23 protein-coding genes and 2 pseudogenes are annotated in these 22,624 nt (G+C 35.5%); 19 read left to right on the top strand and 6 right to left on the bottom strand.

The features are described 5' to 3' along the window. The first annotated feature begins 2 nt into the window (after positions 1-2). The 6 genes from FG390_RS03175 to murQ all read left to right on the top strand — a co-directional run bounded on the left by FG390_RS03175 (position 3) and on the right by murQ (position 5,885). Entirely contained in the window at positions 3-836 is an 834-nt protein-coding gene (locus FG390_RS03175) for an ABC transporter permease (protein WP_141189593.1), read from the top strand. A gap of 28 nt (positions 837-864) precedes the next feature. Further along, the gene (locus FG390_RS03170) at positions 865-2,058 is read left to right on the top strand and encodes a serine hydrolase domain-containing protein (RefSeq protein WP_181406350.1); all 1,194 of its coding nucleotides are present in this window, start codon (positions 865-867) and stop codon (positions 2,056-2,058) included. Continuing rightward, positions 2,055-3,011: an ABC transporter ATP-binding protein gene (locus tag FG390_RS03165; RefSeq protein ID WP_141189591.1), complete on the top strand. Its 957-nt coding sequence runs from the start codon at positions 2,055-2,057 to the stop codon at positions 3,009-3,011. Before FG390_RS03170 ends, FG390_RS03165 begins: the two co-directional genes overlap by 4 nt. Positions 3,012-3,052: 41 nt before the next feature. Continuing rightward, positions 3,053-4,018 (top strand): ABC transporter ATP-binding protein, encoded by a 966-nt coding sequence (locus tag FG390_RS03160; RefSeq protein WP_141189590.1) that lies wholly within the window; start codon positions 3,053-3,055, stop codon positions 4,016-4,018. A gap of 71 nt (positions 4,019-4,089) precedes the next feature. Next, positions 4,090-4,947 carry a MurR/RpiR family transcriptional regulator gene (locus tag FG390_RS03155; protein ID WP_141189589.1) on the top strand — a complete coding sequence of 286 codons (858 nt, stop codon included), beginning with the start codon at positions 4,090-4,092 and terminating at the stop codon, positions 4,945-4,947. A gap of 53 nt (positions 4,948-5,000) precedes the next feature. After that, positions 5,001-5,885: an N-acetylmuramic acid 6-phosphate etherase gene (gene murQ, locus FG390_RS03150; protein WP_141189588.1), complete on the top strand. Its 885-nt coding sequence runs from the start codon at positions 5,001-5,003 to the stop codon at positions 5,883-5,885. 157 nt (positions 5,886-6,042) lie between these two features. Here murQ and FG390_RS16020 read toward each other — a convergent pair whose 3' ends face one another. Beyond that, complete coding sequence (locus FG390_RS16020) at positions 6,043-6,306, bottom strand: hypothetical protein (RefSeq protein ID WP_258311548.1); 264 nt, start codon at positions 6,304-6,306, stop codon at positions 6,043-6,045. A 745-nt stretch (positions 6,307-7,051) separates the two neighbouring features. Here FG390_RS16020 and FG390_RS03140 point away from each other — a divergent pair. The 8 genes and pseudogenes from FG390_RS03140 to FG390_RS03110 all read left to right on the top strand — a co-directional run bounded on the left by FG390_RS03140 (position 7,052) and on the right by FG390_RS03110 (position 15,176). Then, positions 7,052-8,359 (top strand): helix-turn-helix domain-containing protein, encoded by a 1,308-nt coding sequence (locus FG390_RS03140; protein ID WP_141189587.1) that lies wholly within the window; start codon positions 7,052-7,054, stop codon positions 8,357-8,359. 98 nt (positions 8,360-8,457) lie between these two features. Beyond that, positions 8,458-10,068 (top strand): N-acyl-D-amino-acid deacylase family protein, encoded by a 1,611-nt coding sequence (locus FG390_RS03135; RefSeq protein ID WP_141189586.1) that lies wholly within the window; start codon positions 8,458-8,460, stop codon positions 10,066-10,068. Positions 10,069-10,098: 30 nt separating this feature from the next. After that, a complete protein-coding gene (locus FG390_RS03130; protein WP_141189585.1) occupies positions 10,099-11,331 on the top strand; it encodes an MFS transporter in 1,233 nt (410 codons plus the stop codon). 389 nt (positions 11,332-11,720) lie between these two features. Then, a complete protein-coding gene (locus tag FG390_RS16015) occupies positions 11,721-12,203 on the top strand; it encodes a magnesium chelatase domain-containing protein (RefSeq protein WP_258311547.1) in 483 nt (160 codons plus the stop codon). 120 nt (positions 12,204-12,323) lie between these two features. Then, positions 12,324-12,623, top strand: a complete 300-nt coding sequence (locus FG390_RS16010) for an ATP-binding protein (protein WP_258311559.1) — start codon at positions 12,324-12,326, stop codon at positions 12,621-12,623. 357 nt (positions 12,624-12,980) lie between these two features. Further along, positions 12,981-13,337, top strand: a pseudogene (locus FG390_RS03120) (ATP-binding protein); the annotation flags it as partial. Between the two features lie 186 nt (positions 13,338-13,523). After that, on the top strand, positions 13,524-14,426 hold the full coding sequence (locus tag FG390_RS03115; RefSeq protein WP_246092812.1) for a HipA domain-containing protein: 903 nt from the start codon (positions 13,524-13,526) through the stop codon (positions 14,424-14,426). Next, complete coding sequence (locus FG390_RS03110; RefSeq protein ID WP_141189583.1) at positions 14,427-15,176, top strand: HIRAN domain-containing protein; 750 nt, start codon at positions 14,427-14,429, stop codon at positions 15,174-15,176. A gap of 346 nt (positions 15,177-15,522) precedes the next feature. Here FG390_RS03110 and FG390_RS03105 read toward each other — a convergent pair whose 3' ends face one another. Both FG390_RS03105 and FG390_RS03100 read right to left on the bottom strand, forming a co-directional pair. After that, positions 15,523-15,684 carry a YvrJ family protein gene (locus FG390_RS03105; protein WP_141189582.1) on the bottom strand — a complete coding sequence of 54 codons (162 nt, stop codon included), beginning with the start codon at positions 15,682-15,684 and terminating at the stop codon, positions 15,523-15,525. Between the two features lie 63 nt (positions 15,685-15,747). After that, positions 15,748-15,891, bottom strand: a pseudogene (locus FG390_RS03100) (DUF2922 domain-containing protein); the annotation flags it as partial. Positions 15,892-16,039: 148 nt separating this feature from the next. On the opposite strand from FG390_RS03100, the gene FG390_RS03095 reads away from it, so the two are divergent. From FG390_RS03095 to FG390_RS03085, 3 genes are all read left to right on the top strand, one after another. Then, positions 16,040-17,578: a YifB family Mg chelatase-like AAA ATPase gene (locus FG390_RS03095; protein ID WP_141189580.1), complete on the top strand. Its 1,539-nt coding sequence runs from the start codon at positions 16,040-16,042 to the stop codon at positions 17,576-17,578. 4 nt (positions 17,579-17,582) lie between these two features. Continuing rightward, positions 17,583-18,149, top strand: coding sequence for an REP-associated tyrosine transposase (locus tag FG390_RS03090; protein ID WP_141189579.1), 567 nt, complete (start codon positions 17,583-17,585; stop codon positions 18,147-18,149). 777 nt (positions 18,150-18,926) lie between these two features. Continuing rightward, on the top strand, positions 18,927-19,253 hold the full coding sequence (locus FG390_RS03085; RefSeq protein ID WP_141189578.1) for a hypothetical protein: 327 nt from the start codon (positions 18,927-18,929) through the stop codon (positions 19,251-19,253). Between the two features lie 108 nt (positions 19,254-19,361). Here FG390_RS03085 and FG390_RS03080 read toward each other — a convergent pair whose 3' ends face one another. The 3 genes from FG390_RS03080 to FG390_RS03070 all read right to left on the bottom strand — a co-directional run bounded on the left by FG390_RS03080 (position 19,362) and on the right by FG390_RS03070 (position 20,054). Beyond that, positions 19,362-19,523 carry a YvrJ family protein gene (locus FG390_RS03080; protein ID WP_141189577.1) on the bottom strand — a complete coding sequence of 54 codons (162 nt, stop codon included), beginning with the start codon at positions 19,521-19,523 and terminating at the stop codon, positions 19,362-19,364. A gap of 63 nt (positions 19,524-19,586) precedes the next feature. Beyond that, entirely contained in the window at positions 19,587-19,811 is a 225-nt protein-coding gene (locus FG390_RS03075) for a DUF2922 domain-containing protein (RefSeq protein ID WP_309147167.1), read from the bottom strand. Between the two features lie 24 nt (positions 19,812-19,835). Further along, complete coding sequence (locus FG390_RS03070) at positions 19,836-20,054, bottom strand: DUF1659 domain-containing protein (RefSeq protein ID WP_141189575.1); 219 nt, start codon at positions 20,052-20,054, stop codon at positions 19,836-19,838. Positions 20,055-20,718: 664 nt separating this feature from the next. Between FG390_RS03070 and FG390_RS03065 the strand changes: the two genes are divergently transcribed. After that, complete coding sequence (locus FG390_RS03065; RefSeq protein WP_141189574.1) at positions 20,719-21,228, top strand: sigma-70 family RNA polymerase sigma factor; 510 nt, start codon at positions 20,719-20,721, stop codon at positions 21,226-21,228. Positions 21,229-21,743: 515 nt separating this feature from the next. Then, entirely contained in the window at positions 21,744-22,598 is an 855-nt protein-coding gene (locus FG390_RS03060) for a hypothetical protein (protein ID WP_141189573.1), read from the top strand. The last annotated feature ends 26 nt before the right edge of the window (positions 22,599-22,624 follow it).

The following is a 22,624-nucleotide window of genomic DNA, read 5'->3' as shown; positions in this document are numbered from 1 at the left end:
GAATGAGTTCAATGTTACAGAACTTTTCTAAAAATAAGACTGCATTGATATGCATGATTATTTTATTGTTTATTATAGTAGTTGTTATTTTCTCTGAATTTTTGCCTTTGCACTCACCTAATAAGATGAATAAAGAGTACCGATTACAGGGGCCTTCATCAGAATTTTTTCTTGGAACAGATCAATTTGGACGGGACTTGTTTAGTAGAATTATCTCTGGCGCGAAAATATCCTTATTAGTAGGTATCTCGTCAGTCATTATTAGCGTAGGAATAGGTATTATTCTTGGATTAATTGCTGGTTATTTTGGTAAATGGTATGACAGTTTAATTATGAGAACAATGGATATTTTATTCGCATTTCCTGAAATTCTATTAGCTTTAGCCATTGTTGCAGCATTAGGACCTGGAACATTTAATACAATTTTAGCAATTGGTATTGTTAATATTCCCGTCTTTACAAGGTTAGTGAGAGGTTCGGTTCTTGGTGTGAAAAATCTAGAATACATTGAGAGTGCGAAATCATTAGGTGCAAAAGATACGCGAATACTATTTTTAGAAATATTACCAAATATAACAGCTCCACTTCTTGTTCAATCCACTTTAGCTATTTCAGGGGCAATCTTGACTGAGTCTGCATTAAGTTTTTTAGGATTAGGTGTTCAACCCCCAAATCCATCTTGGGGGGGAATGATTGCAGAGTCAAGACGATATATGGAACTGGCACCTGGCATGATTATTTGGCCATGTCTCGCTATGCTTATCACTATTTTTGCAATTAATTTATTTGGAGATGCTTTAAACGATATTTTTAATCCTTTAAGAGGAAAGAATTAAAATGGAATCTCTGAAAAGAGGGATTGATTTGTTAAGACAAATAGCGGAGAACATGCTGAACAAAGGAATTGAAGAAAATATATTTCCAGGAGCAGTGACAAATATTCAAGTGGGTAATTACATAGATATATCTTCTTCAAGTGGGTTACTTTCTTGTAGACAAAATGCAAAGCCAACACAGCTAGATAGTTTATATGATATTGCCTCATTAACAAAAATTGTAGCCACTTTACCAATGATTCTATTAACCATTCAATCAAAGAAACTATCATTAAATGATAGAGTCGTAAATTATTTTCCTGAATTAGAAAAAAATATTAATGATAAAAGGTTTAAAGATATCACGATCTTTCATCTCCTCACACATAGTTCGGGTTTACCTGGATGGAGACCCTATTTTATTAAAATCCATGGTTCTGAAAATTATAAAAAAATGATATTTCAAGAACCACTAATCTATAGCGTAGGAGAAAAAATTGTTTATAGTGATATAGGTTTTATGCTTTTAGGATTCATATTAGAAAGAATTTGGGATACTCCATTAAATATACTAGTTAGGGAAAAAATATTTAAGCCACTCGATATGAATCAGACTGGCTATAGACCACTAAATTTTAATAACAATATTGCAACAACAGAAAGCAATAATGAATTTGAAAAAAATATGGCAGTGAATTATGTAGATAAATTAATAACGAATAAATTACCTCAAAATGCTTTTTCAATAAGCACGAAAGAGATAAATGACTATAAATGGAGAACAGGAGATATTCACGGTGTAGTACATGATAGTAATACCTATTATGGGTTAAATGGTGTGAGCGGTCATGCGGGACTGTTTTCAAACATAGAAGATTTAAAGAAATATATACTCTTGTGGAAGGATATAGATAACAATCCTTTTATTGATTCCAAGTTGCTTCACTTTGCAACAAGATGTCATGCTAACTATATGTCCATTAAAAGAGGACTGGGTTTTGAAAAGTCACATTCTGGAACACACTGTTCCAGTGGTCAATATATTTCGAAGGAAGCGTTTGGCCATACTGGTTTTACAGGCACATCCATCTGGTGTGATCCATTCTTAGATACTACGATTATCGTTTTGACCAATCGAGTACATCCAAAAGTAAATCCTAATATCAATCAGTGGAGAATGACTTATCATAATTCGGTGGTTTCAGAGATTGTCAACCAAAGGAAGGATGGTGTATTCTATTGAATTCCCTTTTAAAAGTAGAAGATTTGAAGGTTCAAATAAAAAAAAACAAGGATGTAACTACTATAATAAAAGATATAAACTTTTCTATTAACCCTGGTGAAACTTTGGGGGTTGTAGGGGAATCGGGTTGCGGTAAAAGTATAACAAGTTTAGCCATTATGAGATTATTAGATAAAAATGCACAAGTTACTGGAAAAATTCAATTTGAAAGCCATGATATTTTAAGAATGACTCAAAAAGAGTTTAGACATGTTAGAGGAAATCATATTTCACTCATATTCCAAGAACCTATGACTTCACTCAACCCGCTACACAAGATTGGCAAACAAATCTCTGAACCAGTAATAAGACACTTAAAAATGTCTAAAAGCGATGCAAAGGAACGCACTATAGAATTATTAAATGCTGTGGGTATACCGCGACCTAATGAAATCTATAACGAATATCCATATCAACTATCGGGTGGGATGCGTCAAAGAATCGTTATAGCTATGGCGATGGCGTGTAATCCACGGTTAATTATTGCAGACGAGCCGACAACGGCGTTAGACGTTACCATTCAAGCACAAATATTAAAGTTATTGAAAAAAATAGCTAAAGAAAATGGGACATCAATACTTTTTATAACGCATGATTTGGGTGTCGTAGCGGAAATGTGTGATCGTGTCATTGTTATGTATGCTGGTCAAATCGTAGAAGAGGCAGATGTAAGAACGATATTTAAGCAGCCTAAACACCCGTATACGAAAGGCTTATTAAGTTCGATGCCAAATATGGAAAAAGAATATGAGGTACTAGACACAATTGAAGGAAGTGTACCCATGTTTAATGAAATGCCTACTGGATGTAGATATGCATCACGTTGTAAATTAGCACAAGATATTTGCTTTAATAGAGAACCTGATTTAATAAAAGCTAATAGTGATCATAAGGCGCGATGTTATTTTGCTTGATCTATTTTTAACGCTAATTACAGCGGCTAGGGGAGGATGTAATGAGTATATTACTTGAAACAAGTAACTTAAAGAAACATTTCGAGTCAAACGGCGGCTTTTGGGGGAAAAAGAAATCTGTAAAAGCAGTGAATGGAATTAACTTAAAAATCTTTGAAGGGGAAACCCTTAGTCTTGTTGGTGAATCAGGGTGTGGAAAGTCTACAACTGGAAGATTAATAGGTAGTCTGATTACACCTTCAGAAGGAGAGATTATTTTTAATGGTATAACAGTTAATAATTTGGGAAAGGAAAAGATTAGACTCTTGAGACGTGATATTCAGTTTATCTTCCAAGATCCTTTTTCTTCGTTAAATCCAAAGAAAACAATAAAACAAATACTGTTAGATCCACTTATCATTCATAAAATAGGGACACGGGCAGAAAGAGAAAAAAGAGTTAATGACGTTATTGAATCTGTTGGATTATCACAGAAACAGTTACAAAGATACCCACATGAATTTTCAGGTGGACAACGTCAGAGAATCAGTATTGCTCGATCTTTAATGCTTAAACCTAAATTAATTATTGCAGATGAACCAGTGTCTGCTTTAGATGTCTCTATCCAAGCCCAAATTTTAAATCTACTGAAAGAACTACAAAAGGAATATAATCTCACTTATTTGTTTATTTCTCATGATTTGAGTGTAGTTAAGCATGTCTCTGACCGTGTAGCTGTTATGTACCTTGGAAAAATCATAGAAATGGCAGATAAAAATGACATTTATAAAAATCCGAAACACCCGTATACGAAAGCTCTATTATCCTCGGTACCTATACCAGATCCTGATGTTCAAAGGGAAAGAATTATTTTAAAAGGGGATTTACCAAGTCCAACGAACATTCCTAGTGGATGCCCATTTCATTCAAGATGTCCTATTAGTACAGATAAATGTCGAGTAGATATACCCAAACAACATCATTCAGAAAACAATCATATCTATTATTGTTACAATGTACCAAGTTGATTTATACATTAAATAGAAAATGAAGTGTCATATATTTAGATTAATAATAAAAATTAATAATGGTGATATACATGTTAAATGGTGGTTTGTCTAGATTAAAGTTAGGTTTAGGAAAAATAAAAAACTCGGAGCAAAATGCAGCAAATTATATTCTTGAAAATGCAGATAAAGTGATCAGAATGACTGTTCATGAATTGTCTAAGGAAAGTCATTCAAGCCCATCGGCAATCATTCGACTGTGTAAAAGTTTGGGGTTTGAAGGATTTCAAGATTTAAAAATAAGAATAGCTGGAGATTTACAAGCCCAACAAATAAATGAAGAGGAATACAAAGAGATACATCCGAATAGTGATCTTACAACGATTATTTCATCTGTTTCAAACAATAATGCGCTTTCTATTAATGAAACATCTAAGGTTTTGGATCAAAGTAAAATAGAACAGGCTATTCGATGGATTGAAAATGCTGAACGTATTGATTTTTATGGATCGGGCGCTTCTCAATTAGTTGCTCAAGATGCCCAACATAAATTTATGAGAATTAATAAACACTGTACAGCTTTCAGTGATAGTCATTTGCAAATGACCTCTGCTGCCACATTGTCGAGTAAGGATGTAGCTGTTGCTTTTTCATATTCGGGTGAAACCATCCAGACCATTGAATGTATTAAAAAGGCAAAGTCACGAGGAGCCAAAACGATTGGTTTTACCCATATTGGAAATCATACATTAGGTAAATATTTAGATTTAAATATTGGGTTAATATCAGTTGAAGGTGGTATAAGAAGTGCGGCTACTTCATCGCGGATTGTTCAATTAAACGTGCTCGATATCATCTATATTGCCATTGTAAGCAGAAATTATGAGCAATCCATCCAATATTTAAATGAGTCAGGACAAACAATCAATAAAAAACTAAGATTGAAATAAAATTAGTTTCCGCTTGTCAAATAATTGAATATTTTATTAAAGGAATGATCACATTGCTTGAAAAATTATTAACAGAACAGCGTAATGATAAAACGATGCAATTAGATAATATGTCTGTAATAGAAATTTTACAGACAATGAATGCAGAAGATCAAACAGTTGCTCAAAACGTAGCAAAATGTCTTTCATCCATTGAAGAAGCCACATATAAAGTTGTAAATTCTTTACAGCGAAATGGAAGACTGATCTATGTTGGTGCAGGAACAAGTGGAAGATTAGGAATATTAGATGCTGTGGAGTGTGTACCTACATTTAGTACATCACCCTCAATGGTTCAGGGACTCATTGCAGGAGGGATGAAAGCATTCACTGAGGCGGTGGAAGGGGCTGAAGATTCGGAAACTCAAGGCCAATTTGATTTAAGAGAAATCAGTGTATCATCAAAAGACACAGTGATAGGTATTGCAGCGAGTGGCAGGACACCATATGTTATCGGTGCATTAAAATATGCCAATTCGGTTGGTGCAAATTGCGTTAGTATTAGTTGTAATAAAGGATCTGAAATAAGTAGATATGCCAAAGTAGCAATTGAAGTTGAAACTGGACAAGAAGTATTAACAGGATCGACAAGATTAAAAGCAGGGACTGCTCAAAAGTTAGTGCTCAATATGATATCTACAGCATCCATGATTAAATTAGGCAAAGTTTACCAAAATCTTATGGTTGATGTGAAAGCAACTAATCTCAAACTAATTGAACGTTCAAAACATATTATCATGCAAGCAACAAACGTCGATTATAGTACAGCTGAAAATACATTACAAAATGCAAATCATAATGTGAAAGCTGCTATTATCATGATTCTATTAACATGCTCTTATGACGAGGCTCGTCAGAGATTAAAAGATTCCCAAGGGTTTATTCGTGGTGCGATATAGAATAAATATAAATATATATCATTTAAATTATATCGAAAAGCAAACCCTGTGCGAGGTTATATAACGTAAGCCCGAATTCAAAAATAAGCGCACCTTTCCGGTACGCATTGCAAATAGCCGCATATTATGATTTATTTAATCGGATATACGGCTTATTTCATTTATTTGCTGCCTGAATCATTTTTGACCAAGGCAAGTATTGATCTAAAATTTCAAAGTTTTGATTGATACCGAGATTCGGTAGATCAGTTAAAAGTTTTTTTATGCATTCATAGAAATCTACACCGTTACTTTTGGCGGTTTCTGAGATACTCAAACAAATAGCGTTGGATTTTGCGCCAGCTTTTTTTCGACCAATGACATTGGGACTGATGGTATTGTCTGCTGGATTATTACCAATCTCAATGCGACCATTGGACAAGAAAAGAATGCTCTAAGGCCATTCGCTCGGTTCAATGTGTATTCAGCTGCCTTTGCGAGGGCATTTTTCCCGAAGAATGGTGATGTTTCAACCCAATTAAAGAACTTCTCAACGATTGGCTTTGAGTATTATTGGCGTTTTTTTCTACGTTACTCGGAGACAAATATTTAAATTGTCTTTCGAGTCGGTATAAATCGTCACAATAGCTCACACCAATTTCGGCCATTTTTACTGTCCGTTTTTAGCCAGTAACGACGAACATGTGCCCAATAATTTTCGAAAGTAACACCTTCCAACTTATTATAGTTTTGCATGCCTGTCACAACCCGAATTACTTCCAAGGCCAAGTGTAAAAGTAAATATAGACGAGTTGAGAGATCACACAACTTATATTCTATGAAGGGTGATAGGAAGAGCCGTGTGCGGGAAAACCGCTCGCACGGTTCTGAGAGGGGTGTGGAGCACAATCTGCCGTAAGACAGAAAGATTACCTCCTACTCGACCCACCCGAAATTAGTCGAGATTGTGAAGCCCTTATCTAATGCCTATTAGGTAAGGGATACTTTGTTTAATTTTGGCATAAAAAAATATTCATTCAAATCGGAAAGTTTGTTAGATTTCTTTACATAAATGTTGCGTGTATTATTTTAAATGATATGATGTGTTTAATTATTAGTCAATTAAACATTATTTTTATTTACGGTCTATATACGGACATAAGGCGTAAGTGAGGTATTAAATTAAAATGAATATTATTACTATAGGACCAGATGATCTAGTAGAATTAATCAATCAAGAAGCTGAGAAAATGTCAGAACTAAAAATAATTCCAGCACCTTATAAGAATGAACAAGAAACACTTCAGTTAGTTAAACAACATTTAGAGACTACTGATATCTTCTTATTTGCTGGGCCAATTCCATATGAACTCACAAAAAAGTACTATAGTGATTCATCAAAGAAGCTAGTATATATTCCTTTTACAGGAACAGCATTATATCGAACTTTATTTAAAATAGTTGAACAATATGGTGATTCACTAATTCGTACTCGCTTAAGTATTGATACTTTACATTCAAGTGAAGTTGAGGAGTGTTTTGAGGAATTGGAGATAATACCTTCTGACATCTTGTTCAAGCGGTATGAGCAAGAGAAAGGTGTGGAAGAATTGTTCAAATTCCATTATGAACATTGGATTAATAATGAAGTGGATGTTGCCATTACTTGTGTATATTCGGTTTATGAAAAATTAAGGAAGCTAGAAATACCTGTGTTCCAGGTAATTCCAACAAAATCATCGATAAGATCTAGTTTACAGCAGGTGATGTTAGAATATAGAAGTTTACAAAATGCGGATATACAGATTGCGATCATCATGATCCAGTTTGAAAATTTTTCAGAAACAAAAAAGCAAATTACGTCCAATTACAAGGTTCAGAGAGAGAAGACGATCCTTCAAAATGTTGTTATTGATTTTAGTGAAGAAATACAGGCATTATTTAGTTGGGAAAATGATAGAGTCCGATTTGTTACCACGAGAGGAACCATTGAAAGAAAAACAAAAATGTTTAAGGAAATACCTATTCTAAATGAATTGTATGCAAAGGCGGGTATTGAAAGTCATTTGGGGATAGGTTTTGGTAGGACTGCGAATGAAGCTGAAACAAAGGCAAACAGTGCACTGTATAAGGCTTGTCAAAATAAGCGCAAGGGGTATGTTGTAGATTTTGATGGATCAATAAAGGCAATTGATGAAAATCTGAAATTGAATTATTCCATTCGAAGTATCGATCCAAGGAGAGTTAAGCTTGCTAAAAAAACAGGGTTTAGTGTAGAAACAATTAATAAGATTATGGCACTTAGTCACTCACTCGACATACCAAGAGTCACTGCAATAGAGTTCGCCAACGAATTAGGTATAACTGTCCGAAGTGCTAGACGGATCCTTTCAACTCTTGAGAAAAGTCAATTAGCAACAATTGTTGGAGAAGAACAGCCTATTAATCGTGGCAGGCCTAGAAAAATTTATTCTTTAAATATGAATATAGATTAAGAGAATGTCATTTAAGGAGGTGGTGTCAAAGAAGGAACTTGATGAAGTACTGATGGAGTGTCTACAAATTAAAAATTCAGAGAAAGGATGTTATGAAGATGCTTGAACTAATTATTAAAAATGGCTTTGTATTTGATGGAACTGGAAATCCATGGACTAAAACAGACGTTGGTGTGAAAGATGGTAGAATTCAAGCTATTGGTGATTTAAAGAATATTGAAGCTGAAGCAGTTTATGATGCCACGGGCTTAGCAGTAGCTCCAGGTTTTATTGATTCACATGTTCATTCAGACCTTAATTGCACAATCCCTGAGGTCCATAAGATTAAAGCAATGCAAGGCGTTACACTTGAAGTATTTGGACAGGATGGTTTGTCTGTTGCACCTGTCTCAAACCAAACAAAACCTCTATGGCAAAAACAATTAAATGGTTTAGACGGGGATATAGGGGAATGGCCATGGGAAACAATAGATGAGTATTTTGATTTTTTAAGAGAAAGTAAAATGATTGGAAATGCCGTTTATCTTGTTCCCCACGGTGCTATTCGAACTCTAGTAATGGGATTTGATGGCCGAGTACCTACTAAAGTTGAAATGGAAAGGATGAGGGAATTAGTAGAAGAAGGTATGCGGCAGGGGGCAGTTGGTTTATCCACAGGTCTTGTCTATCCGCCAAATGTCTATTCAAATAAAGAGGAATTAATTGAAATTTGCAGGGGTGCAGCAAAATATGATGGATGCTTTGTTGTTCATATTAGAAATGAAAGTATGCATGATTTGGAAGCCTTAGATGAAGTTATAGATGTAGCACGTAAATCAGGAGTTAGGTTGCATATCTCCCATTTCAAAGTGATTGGTCAACGTAATAGAGAAAAATTCCCCTTAGCTTTAAAGAAAATGGAATTGGCAAGGAATGAAGGAATCGAAGTGACATTTGATCAATACCCATATACCGCTGCTTCAACAGTCTTTCAGGCTATTCTCCCGCCGTGGATGCATGATGGTGGCACACTAGAAATGCTAGAGCGATTAAAAAGCCCAGAAATGAGAAAAAGAATCATCAATGATATTGAAACAAATACGGATTATGAAAACTGGATATTTAATTGTGGAATGGAAAATATCATAATTGCCTCAGTCAAAAGTAAAGAAAATAAAATCCTAGAAGGAAAGAATATGTTGGAGGTTTCAAAAATCAGAAATCAAAATCCATATGAAGCTGCATTTGATCTCCTTTTAGAAGAACAAGGAGCAGTTACCATGGTTATTCATTGGGGTGTAGAGGAAGATCTCTTATTAGGATTGTGTCATCCATTCCAAGTTGTTGGTTCCGATGGTGTATTTGGTGGGAAGCCTCACCCAAGATTATATGGCACTTTCCCTAGAGTATTAAGTGAGTATGTTCGAAAGAAAAAAGTCTTACCACTTGAAAAAGCTATTCATCAGATGACAGGAGCTCCAGCACAAATTGTTAGATTAAAAGATCGGGGTTTACTTAAAGAAAATTATTGGGCTGATATTGTTGTGTTTGATCCCGACACAGTTGAAGATCAAGCTACTTATGAACATCCTCTTGAATTACCTAAAGGAATCTTTGATGTATTGATTAATGGTAAGTGGGTTGTAAAAGATGGTCAATATACAGGTGAATTACCCGGACAAATAATTACACGTGAGGAAGAAGGTATAAATATAACTGAAAAAATCTGAATTTTAAAATAAAATAGGAGGCTGATTTTATTGATTGGTCCATATGTGAAAAAACATCGCAAACAATCGATATTAGTATTATTATTTGTTGGTTTTTTGGTTGATTATCTTGATAGAATGGTAATGAGTGTAGCAGTAGTACCGATTAAAGCAGAATTTGGTCTCAATGCTACTGAAATAGGTGTGATATTGAGTAGCTTCTTTTTTTCATATGCTATCATGCAAATTCCAGGTGGATGGCTGAGCGATAAGTTAGGTTCACGCAGTATTATTTTATGGTCAGTGATTATCTGGTCAGTATTCACAGTTGCTACAGGATTTGCATGGTCCTTTATTTCATTAATTTTGGTTCGTGTTCTTTTTGGGATTGGTCAAGGTGGCTATCCATCTGCTACACAAAAAGGCATTGCAGATTTCTTTGAGCATAAAGAGCGACCTAATGCGTCTGCCATACTCATGTCATCTAATTACTTTGGTATGGCTTTTGCTCCATTAGTTGCTGCTCCATTGCTTGTAATTATGGGGTGGAGAAATATGTTTATTGTTCTAGGGGCTGTCGGGGTTGTCATGTTCTATTTTTATTGGCGATATTATCGTTTACCACAAAATGAAAAGCAAGAAAAACATATCATATTACACAAAGTTCCAAATAAGGAATGGCTCCTTAATGCAGAGGTTTGGAAAATAACAATCATGTGGTTCGGTGCAGGAATAGTGAACTGGGGTTTGGCTTCTTGGATTCCTTCTTATTTGTCAGAAGTACGGGGGATGAATTTACTTTCCACTGGATTTATTGCTGCATTGCCAGGAATCACAACAGGTGTTATGATGCTCTTTAATGGATGGATATTGGACAAATTTTTTGTTGATAGAGAGAAGTATTTTGCTGCTGCGGGGATGGTTCTTTCTGCGATTTCACTTTATTTAATGTTCACATCAGAGTCTATTGTTGCAGCTATTATCTATATGAATCTATGTATGGTGTTCAAAAGCTTTGCGTTCACTGTTGCTTTTTCTTTACCACATAAGCTAATGTCAAAAAGAGTGATTGGATCAGCGATGGGGATCATTAACATGGGAGCACAGGCAGCAGGATTTCTATCACCCTTATTAATGGGAATGCTCATCACGAAGTTCTCTTATAATGCAGCGTTTTGGTTCTTAATCGGTTCATGTATTCTTTCAATTATAGCAACAGTGGTTATAAGAAAACCATCTACCGTTGATATTAAGATTCTGGAGGCAGAAAATCAGGCAATTTAGTAGATTCTTTGATAAGTAATATGAAAGTGCATCATAGATGGAGGAATAAAAAGTGTTTATACAAAATTTAATAGTATAATTTTGAGTCAGGACAATGGTGCTATATGTCTTGGCTTTTATTTTTATATGAATGCTTGTCATAATGATAAGCTGGCAGATTAATCCTTGATTGAATTAATCAAAAGTTTTGGGTGCCTGTCAGAGCGACCGAGCCTAGATCGTAACATATAGCGGGTGGGATTCCCGTAAGTTTTGCGTGCCTGTCACCACCCGAATTTTGTCGGAAAATATAGAAAATTAAATTAAAAAGTTATTGACAAGGTTATAAATGCCCTATATTATAAAAACAAGAACATACATTCGATCTGTTTTTATAGGAGGGGTGTCATGTGACAACAATTGTTCAGAGTATTGGTTTAAAAGGTCTGGAAGGATATAAGGTTAAGGTCGAGGTACAAGTGATGCCGGGTAAAGAGAGTGTTTGTATTGTTGGTTTGCCGGATGCTTGTGTGAAAGAATCAAAGGAAAGAGTGGTTGGTGCTCTATATTCTTTAGATTGTGAGTTTCCAGATAAGAAGGTGATTGTGAATCTATCACCCGCAGAGCATAGGAAGAATAGCCCTATTTTTGAATTGCCTATGGCGATTGGGATGATGAAAGAGGTTAATCATTTTCAAGATAAAATACCTGATGATGCAGCGTTTTTAGGTGCTTTGTCTCTCGATGGAACCATTAAGCCAGTGGAAGGCATGCTTCCCGCTGTTCTTGCAGCTAAGAAAGAGAAGGTTAAACGACTATATTTGCCTGTTATTCCGGATTTGCCTTTGACAAGTATATTGAAGGCATTGATCTTTATTTTGTCCATTCATTAGCGGAACTTCTGCAAACACTTTCTGGACAGCTTTCTATACCTCTTCAAACGGAACCCCAAGTTTCACCTTCAAATTTAGCTATTAAACAAACTCCCTACATTTGAAAAAGACTTTAAAGATATTATTGGACATAGTAATGCGAAACGGATATTAGAGATTGCCGCGGCTGGTGGTCACAATGTGCTTCTTATAGGTCCACCTGTATGCGGAAAGAGTCTTTTGTCGGAGACGTTTCCTTCTATATTACCGCCATTAACGCTAGATCATCAATTTGAGGTCATGAGTATCTATCAACTTTCTGGAGTATCTTTACCAATTATTAATCAACCGCCATTCAGATCGCCCCATCACTCTTCTTCTGCCGTATCCTTGATAGGCGGGGGGACGAACCCAAAGCCTGGGGAAGTTTCATCCTCATGAATATCCATGGAAGAAACTATCACAAACCTTCACTATAATTCCTAAACCACAAGGAGATGAAAATGATGGCATAACTTTGTGGTACCTGTCTCCACCCAAAATTTGTCGAAAAATATAGAAATATTATTTAAAACATTATTGACTTAGAGTGTATTGCAATTTATAATTACGGCCACTGAAATGTACCACTTCTGACATGCTTTTTACCACTGAATGACACGGAATATATCAGTAAATGTCACGCGTTTACCGCTTTATACCTTTGTATAATTAACAGGTATACCTTCAGAGTGTGCCATTTTTTATATGGAGGTATTTTTTTATATCCATTATCAAAAGATATTGGAGTTCGTCATTTATAAAGTAAAGTATATTCGTTTACCCGATCTACTTGATGAATTAGCTGTTGCCAGAGACGAAGGTATCTTCCGAAAAGTGATGAAGCTGTTTAAGAATGTCAATCTACTTATTTTAGATGAATGGCTCCTAACACCTTTAAAAGGAAATGAAACACATGATTTTAGAAATTATAAATCGAGACATCTTAATAGTTCGACAATTTTCTGTTCACAATTTGATCCTAGAGGTTGGCATGAAAAAATAGGAGAAGACACATTAGCAGATGCGGTACTAGATCATATTGTACACGATTCTTATAGTATCTTAATAGATGGAAAAGTATCAATGAGAGAGCGAAATGGAATAGAAAAATAATTAATCTTAAGCCGCTATCTATAGATATAGTGGCTTACTCTCTGTCAGTAGTGGCTCATTTTCTTGGCATGGATGGCTCAAATGGTAAAGCTGGTCCTATTGGTTGACAATATTCAGTATCTTATACAAAAAGTTATCATATTATGTATTGACGTGATAATTATAAAAGGAAACGAAATCAAATGAGTGACAACTGAATGGTGGTTAATTATAATTAGTGCTAAGAACTTTAAAAAGGATGGAAAAATGGGCTTAATAGATGTAACGAATTGGAATATTGATGAAAGAAAGCAAGTTTCAGGAACTAGAGCGAAGTATTGGTTGATCCATCCTGAGACAGAGCAGCGTTTTCTGTTTAAAATTCCTAAAGAAAATACTGGAGAAGCCTGGGCAGAAAAAATTGCATCTGAAGTAGGAAAAGCTATGGGGCTTTCTATTATGGATGTAAATTTAGCAAAGAGAGATAACACAGTAGCAATCTTAGCAGCAAATTTTATAGATAAGCAGGAAGAGTTATTTGAAGGTGGAGACCTTTTTTTTAATGTTGCTGATGACTTTGATCGCTATAATCTAAAGTATTATGATATCTTCAATATCATGAAAGTTCTATCTGAATTTAAACTTGAACGTGACTTTATAAAAATCCCTGTATTTGATGCATTTATCGGAAATCAGGATAGACATTGTGATAATTGGGGTATAATATATGGGAGAGATGGTTATCGACTAGCACCTATTTATGATAGTGGTGCATCATTAGGATTTCAATTAAAGGAAGACAGAATTAATTTAATGTTCAAAGATATAAACATGTTCAAGGCTTTTAGCAACCGTAGTTTTTCTTTAATTGGCTTGCCAGATAAAAAGAAACCACGATATCTGGATTTGTTGACTGTTATTAGAAAATATTATCCTACAGAAGTGCAAGAGGCATTGCACTTACTTAATATTATAGATGAGGATTTACTCGAAGGAATAATGAAGTCCATACCAGAGGAAGTTATGAGTTTAACTTATAAAATGTGGGTTAAAAAGTTACTGTTTTATCGTAAAAACTGGTTGTTAAGTTGGTATAAAGGAAGTGTTTAAATGGTAAAGAAACCTTATGTCTTATGGTTAATTTGGCAAAATCAAGAGACTAGACAACGCTACCATGTAGGTAATTTATTTCATGAAGATGGAAAATATACTTTTTCCTATGAGTTGAGTGGAAGGCGCCGAACTTTATTTGAAGCGATGGAAAATGGATATCAGCCTCATTTGTCATTTCGTAATATAGAAAAGTCATATGTTTCTAACCGCTTGTTCGGACCATTTGCACGCAGATTACCGGATAAAAGAAGGCCAGACTTTAAAGAAATCTTAAAAGATTTTGCTCTGCCTCTAGACTATACAGAAATGGACTTATTACGCGCGACAGGTGGACGCTTGGCTACTGATCCATATGAGTTTGTAGCTCCTATTAGTGTTTTAGGTGACCATTTCCATTTTGATTTTTTTGTTGCCGGTTGGCGTTACTATGAAGGAGATAAAATAGAAAATCAATTACAGGCAGAGTCTCATGTAACTTTTGAGTTAGAGCCTTTAAATGACGAGGATAACAAAGCAGTAATTGTATTATCGGGTAAAAAAGGATACAAGCTAGGATATATTCCGGCATTTTATAGTGGATTTATGTTTGATGTTATCAGAAATAAAGATATTTATGAAGCGAAAATTGAGAAGATCAACCCTTATGCAAAACCACAATTAAAAGTTAATATTTCAATTGTTGGTCGATTAAAAAAGGGTTATTCTTCAACAAGTAATGAAGATGTTGAGCCAGTACAATATGTCTAGGGAATGGTTCTTTGTGTCTGCTGCCGCCCCTGATTTATAATCCTATTAATGGGCTCAAAACCTGAACATTGCTTGTTTTCTAAGGTATTTGAAGGCAAAGCTCTTGAATGTCTGTAGAGAAGGTTCAAGAAAAATATTCCTCACAATTTCATAGCTAACTCTAACAACTAACACTAACTGGTTGCACTAGAAAGTCCTACAGTCTATCAAATTGGTAGACTGTAGAACTTTTTTTTTTCATCAGTTTCGGGTGCCAGTCTCACCCGAATTTTGTCGAGAATTATTTTTATCGAAAAGTAAATAGCCCCATACCATCGTGATTCCTAATGATGATATGGGGCTTTATTTACGACACTTTATCCTTCGGCAACGTCTGGACAATCGCATTCGGCAGCTGCTGAATGGAACGGTTGAGTTCATCCAGTTTCCCTTCAATTCGGTAAAGCAAATATAGGGTAACCATGATGGGGAAACCAACATCCTTTGCCATAGCGATCCATTGATCCATCGTTTTAGCCTCCTTATCGGTTAAATATAATAAAAGAGGGGACCGCAAACCCCTCTTTATGCTTTAGCTTAAGACAATATCCGTGACATTACGTTCCACGATTTTAGCTCCTTTCACTTTGACATAATCGCCTCCTGAGGAGTTGAAAATGTTTTGCGTCAGAATCGCAGTTTGTGCAGCTTGAATGACTGCAGGATTCACAGGTTCAACAGGATTATCTCATTTTTGCATGCCTGTCACCACGATTTTGTCGAAAAATATAGAAAATTAAATTAAAAAGTTATTGACAAGTTTATAAGCGCCCTATATTATAAAAATAAGAACATACATTCGTTTCTTATAGGAGGGGTATCATGTGACAACAATTGTTCAGAGTATTGGTTTAAAAGGTCTGGAAGGATATAAGGTTAAGGTCGAGGTACAAGTGATGCCGGGTAAAGAGAGTGTTTGTATTGTTGGTTTGCCGGATGCTTGTGTGAAAGAATCAAAGGAAAGAGTGGTTGGCGCTCTATATTCATTAGATTGTGAGTTCCCAGATAAGAAAGTGATTGTGAATCTATCACCCGCAGAGCAAAGGAAGAATAGCCCTATTTTTGATTTAGCAATGGCTATTGGAATGATGAAAGAGGTTAATCATTTTCAAGATGAAATACCTGATGATGCGGCGTTTTTAGGTGCTTTGTCTCTCGATGGAACCATTAAGCCAGTAGAAGGCATGCTTCCCGCCGTTCTTGCAGCTAAGAAAGAGAAGGTTAAACAACTATATCTTCCTGTTATTCCAGATTTGCCTTTGACAAGTATTGAAGACATTGATCTTCATTTTGTCCATTCATTAGCGGAACTTCTGCAAACACTTTCTGGACAGCTTTCTATACCTCTTCAAACGGAACCCAAAGTTTCACCTTCAAATTTAGCTATTAAGCAAACCCCTACATTTCAAAAAGACTTTCAAGATATTATTGGACATAGTAAAGCGAAACGGGCATTAGAGATTGCCGCTGCTGGTGGTCACAATGTGCTTCTCATAGGCCCACCTGGTTGTGGAAAGAGTCTTTTGTCGGAGACGTTTCCTTCTATATTACCGCCATTAACGCTAGATCATCAATTTGAGGTCATGAGTATCTATCAACTTTCTGGAGTATCCTTACCAATTATTCATCAACCGCCATTCAGATCGCCCCATCACTCTTCTTCTGCTGTTTCCTTGGTAGGTGGGGGAACGAATCCCAAGCCTGGGGAAGTTTCATTAGCTCACCGGGGTGTCCTATTTCTAGATGAAATGGCTGAATTTCCGAAACGAACATTAGATATGCTTCGGCAGCCAATGGAATCAGGGAAGGTGACCATCAGCCGGGCAGCATCTACCGTTTCCTATCCCGCTAGATACATTCTCATTGGTGCCATGAACCCTTGTCCTTGTGGTTATCTAGGAGCAAGAGATCGCTATTGCACCTGTACACCGAAACAAATTCAGGCTTATCAGAATCGAATTTCTGGACCGGTTCTCGATCGAATGGATATCCTATTAAATCTTACTTCTGTTTCTTTCGATTTAGAGTCTAGAGAAAAGAGAGAAAGATCATCTGACATTCGTGATCGCGTGATAGAGGGCCGAATAAGACAATATCAGAGGTATGGCAAAGATCGATATAACGCCACCATATCCATCGATCACATCCTACAAACAATATCCATTACGCAGCAAAAAATGGTTCAAAAATGGTTTAGTCACTACCACTGGAGTAACCGTGTTCAAACAAAAATATACAGATTAGCAAGAACGATTGCCGATTTAAATGGCGATGAAAAGATCACTAATGAAGCCCTTTGGGAAGCTATGTCGTTAAGAAGAGGGAAGAAAACAAACGACAGACATAATATCAAGGTGAGGTAAAATTATGGGAAGGAAAAAGCGCATTTGGCTACCAAACTATTTTTACCATGTTGTCTGCCGTGGAAATCGCAGAGATCCGCTATTCAAAGATGCTGCGGACTTTCTGACCTTCATGTATATTCTTAGAAAAGTATATGAAAAGACCCCTTTTGAATTAGCCTCCTATTGTTTAATGACCAATCATTTTCATTTACAGTTAAGATCACGAGATTACCCCATTTCAAAAATCATGTCACTCATCAACAAACGCTATACGAATTATTACAATACACGTTACCATCTGACAGGCCATGTATACGAGAAACGATACTATGACAAGATGATCGATTCGAGAACAGGAATGATTGAAGTGAGCCGCTATATCCACTTAAACCCCGTTCGTGCGAACATGGTTAACCTTCCTCAAGAATATCCATGGAGTAGTTTCTCTTACTATCAGAATCAAACTTTCATACGTCATCCTTTTATCAATCATGACATAGTATTGGAACATTTTCTTGGAGAATTAGATCAAAAGGTAGAAAAGTATTGTCAGTATGTTATAGAACTTCAAATTGAAGAAAGTACTTAAGATTAAGCACTTTGCCTGCTTAGGGAATTGATTAAAATCCTTACTACTTAACGAGAACCAAGTCCATAACAGTCACCAAATACAACCAGCCCTCATTTGTCGGAATATACGTGGTATCTGTTATCCACAATGAGGATGGTTTATTTGCTTTTAACTGTAAGCGGCACTGGTAATAGGCCGAAATTAAATGTGATTTTTAATAAGAAACACAAATATTCTGCTTTGGGTCAATAGTGTGACGTCCTACCACTCTTAAAAAGCACATACTGGGAGGGGAGTAGTTAATTCTATAGAATTAAAGTTAACCTGAATTAAAAAAAACAAGATTGTTTAGAGCAAAATCAGATTTAGTGACTAATAGATATTTCACGTTAAAATTCTAATTTAACGTGCATTATGAGTGATAATATATTAAAAAAGAGTATCGCGCGAAAAGTCATGGCTTCACGAGATACTCTCATACGTTGAATTAACGCGTCGCTGATCTAAGGCGCAACGAGTTATAGTTATATACTATATAATTTGTAATTATATTATGCATTATTTACTAAACTATGTAAAGAGGGATTTTATGGCCAACTTATCTATATTCTATGATGAAAGTGGTAAAAATCAGGACAGGCCACATTTAATGGGGGCTCTATCTATACCCAATAATATTTATTCTTTACCCATATTTGAAGATTAAAACCCGTAATTGCTAAAAAAGAAATTCACTGGAATAATTACGATGGTGATGGCATTGAAAGAAAGATTATAACCAAGATAGTTAAAACAATGTTAGATCATTACCAACTTGTTAAAATGAATGTCATCTATTACGATCAATCAATTATCGAAGAAAAATCCAAAAATTTTAAAGATGTAGATAAAAATCTTTGTGATTCTACCATCTACATGAAGTTACCAGAAAGAATCGTTTATGGATTATTAAGAAACTACGGGAAATTAAGTAGTATAAATGCTCAAATTATCATCGAAGAAGCTATAGAATGTGAAATTAAATATTATGAGTGGTCAAATTCACATCAATTAACGGAAGTTAGTTTTAATAATTATTTAAAATTATTTATGAGTACATATTACTCTTTATATATGGGATAAAGAATAGTTTGGCGTGCTGTCACCACCCAAATTTTTCCGAAAATACTTATATCGAAAAGTAAATAGCCCCATACCATCGTGATTCCTAATGATGATATGGGGCTTTATTTACGACACTTTATCCTTCGGCAACGTCTGGACAATCGCATTCGGCAGCTGCCGAATGGAACGGTTGAGTTCATCAAGCTTACCTTCAATCCGGTAAAGTAAATATAAGGTAACCATGATGGGAAAACCGACATCCTTGGCCATAGCGATCCATTGATCCATCGGCTTGACCTCCCTTTTCAAATAGTCATAAGAAAAGAGGGGACCGCAAACCCCTCTTTTGCTTTAGCTTAATGCAATATCTGTGACATTACGTTCTAGTAATTTAGCTCCTTTCACTTTGACATAATCGCCTCCAGTGGAGTTGAAAATGTTTTGCGTAAGAATGGCATTTTGCGCGAGCTGAATAGCTGCTGGATTTACAGGTTCAACCGGGTTGTCTAAAGAAACGGTGGCCGTGCCGCCTTGGACATTTTCAAATTGAAGTTGAAGAGTTTTCAAGATCTTCACCTCCTTTCCTTAATAAAATCAGTTTTACTCGTGGATTTGGACAACGTCCGTACGCTCGATGTCGATTAACGGGAGCGTTTGGAGTGGAGCGAGAGCTTGTGCCACAGCATAAACCGCATCTTGAGAAGCTGTTGCCTTAACATTTCGAAAACTTTTCTTTTTCAAGATTTGCTTTCCTTTCTCATCAAGCCCACCATCAAGCACTAAAGTAAGAGCGGATGATAATGTATCTGCACTTGCCATGTTGATCACCTCCTTCACTCTATAAATCGCAGGTAGTCGATAGAAATGGTGAGTGGACGTCATTAATTTTAATAGTTTAGTCGCCACTCGAATTTGATCGAAAAATATTGAAAATCAAGTGTGTGAAGTTGTTGTTAATAAGAGTACCTTTACCTCTTAAATACAAGAACAATATTTGTTTTATAGGAGATTAATCATGTGGCAATGATTGTTCGAGTATTTGTTAAAAAGGATTGGAAGGGTATAAGGTAAATATCAAGGTTCGTGTGATGCCGGGAAAGAGAGTATTTGTATTGTTGATTTGACGGATGCTTGTGCGAAAAAATCAAAGGAAAGAGTGGTTGGTGCTTTATATTCGTTACATTGCGAGTTTTCAGATAAGAAGTTTATTGTGAGTCTATTACCCACAGAGTAAAAGAAGAGCAGCATGATTTTTGAGTAGACTCCTATTTTGATTAATATTTCTTGCTTAATCAATAACCCCACTATTATAAGTCGCAAGAACTAGTTCATTTTGGTGAGAGAAATCGAAAAATATCGAAAAGTGTAGAAAATTTGTGAATATTATGTGAATCGAGGTGAAAAAGACACACAACTAATTACACATCTGATAAATTATTAGTAACCGGTAAATTTAATAGCGCGCGCTTATTGGAGCGAATACATGGATAGAAAAATGATGATACCTTCATTTGAAGAAATGGCAAATGCGTATGAACCATTAATAAAAAAAATCATAAAACAACTTTATTGTCAGAATGACTTTGATGAAATGTTTCAGAGTGGGCTTATCGGCTTATATGAAGCGACGATTTCCTTTGATCCAAAGAAGGGGGCCTTTCCTTCATATGCAGAATTAAAAATTCGCTGCCGAATAATATCAGACATTCGAGCAAAAAAGCGTCACTATTCACGTCATGTCTATACAGATGAAATAAAGGAGCAATTACTTGAAACTCATCAAGACAACTACTTCCCTTGTGATATCCTCCAAAGACTCGACACAATTCTTACACCACGTGAACTTCTATGGTTCAAACTCCAATTTATTGAAGATCAAGAGACTAACACCATTGCAAAAAAGCATCATGTATCTCCACATACCGTGAGATCATGGAAGAAATCAGCCATGAAGAAGATGAAAAAAGCTGGGATAGAGATTTTTCAGTCATAAATGAATTTGTTACATATTGTAAAAAAAATAAAATCTAACCCGAATAATGGATCGATTAATAATATACTGTTATTCGGGTTTTTATATCGTAAATGAATTCTTTTTAAATCAACATACCTAATTAGATATATCCTTTATGTATAGATTTCTAGGTTTAGAGAGGGATGCTCTTATATGAATCTTTTACATTAAAATCAATGATTTCCAAGTCGTAAAGTAACAGGTATAATGAACGATGTAGAACATAGGAGATTTTTGATAGATCAAAAGAGGTGTTAGTATGATTGAGATACAATATAGGAATTTAGAACTTAGGAAAGATGGACTAAGGGAAAGCACTGAAGAGTAATTTATGTTGCTTTCATCTACCTCGTTATTCATTAATACATAAAGAAGATTGTGAAATTGATAAGATGAAAAGATAATAGTCTTCGGAAATAAAAGTTAAATAGGAGAAAGAGAAACGACCATTAATAATATCAGTAAGAAATATATAAATTAAAGGGGATACATGGGTGAAGAAGAACGTTGTAGCATTAATCGTATTTATACTTTTAACAGGAACATTGCAAATAAATAATGTAAAGGCGGTAGCCGATGTAACCAATCCTACATTAGAAAGCATACAGGTAGATAAGACTGAAGCAACAGTTGGAGATACTGTGAAGGTGAGTGTGAAGGCTACGGATGATGTAGGGATAAGCAGGGTACGTCTATACTATAAAACTCCAATAACAAATAAATCAGTGTATGTTTCGATGAATTATAATCCTACAACAGGAATGTACGAGGGAAGTATACCAATACAATCAAACTCAGAATCTGGAACTTATAAAGTAAATTACGTAACTATTTATGATTCATCCGAGAACCAAATATCAGTATGGGATTGGGATGGTCCGGATAATAAACTCAGTGGTGGAGAATTTACTGTTACAGGAACAACTGAAGCAGATATCACAAAACCTACATTAGAGAGTATTCAGGTAGACAAGTCTAAGGCTACAATAAATGATACTGTGAAGGTGAGTGTGAAGGCGACAGATGATGTAGGGATAAGCAGGGTACGTCTATACTATAAAACTCCAATAACAAATAAATCAGTTTATGTTTCGATGAATTATAATCCTACAAGAGGAATGTACGAGGGAAGTATACCAATACAATCAAACTCAGAATCTGGAACTTATAAAGTAAGCTACGTAACTATTTATGATACATCCGAGAACCAAATATCAGTATGGGATTGGGATGATCCGGATAATAAACTCAGTGGTGGAGAATTTACTGTTACAGGAACAACTGTAAGCCCGAACTATAAAAATATGCGCACCTTTACGGTACGCATCGCAAATGGCCGTATATCATGATTTTCTCAAATCAAATATACGGCTAT

This window comes from Terrilactibacillus laevilacticus (genome assembly GCF_006517395.1).
GTDB classification, from domain to species: Bacteria; Bacillota; Bacilli; order Bacillales; family Sporolactobacillaceae; genus Terrilactibacillus; species Terrilactibacillus laevilacticus.
Note: the sequence above shows the minus strand (reverse complement) of the source record. Positions and strands in the feature narration are given on the sequence as shown.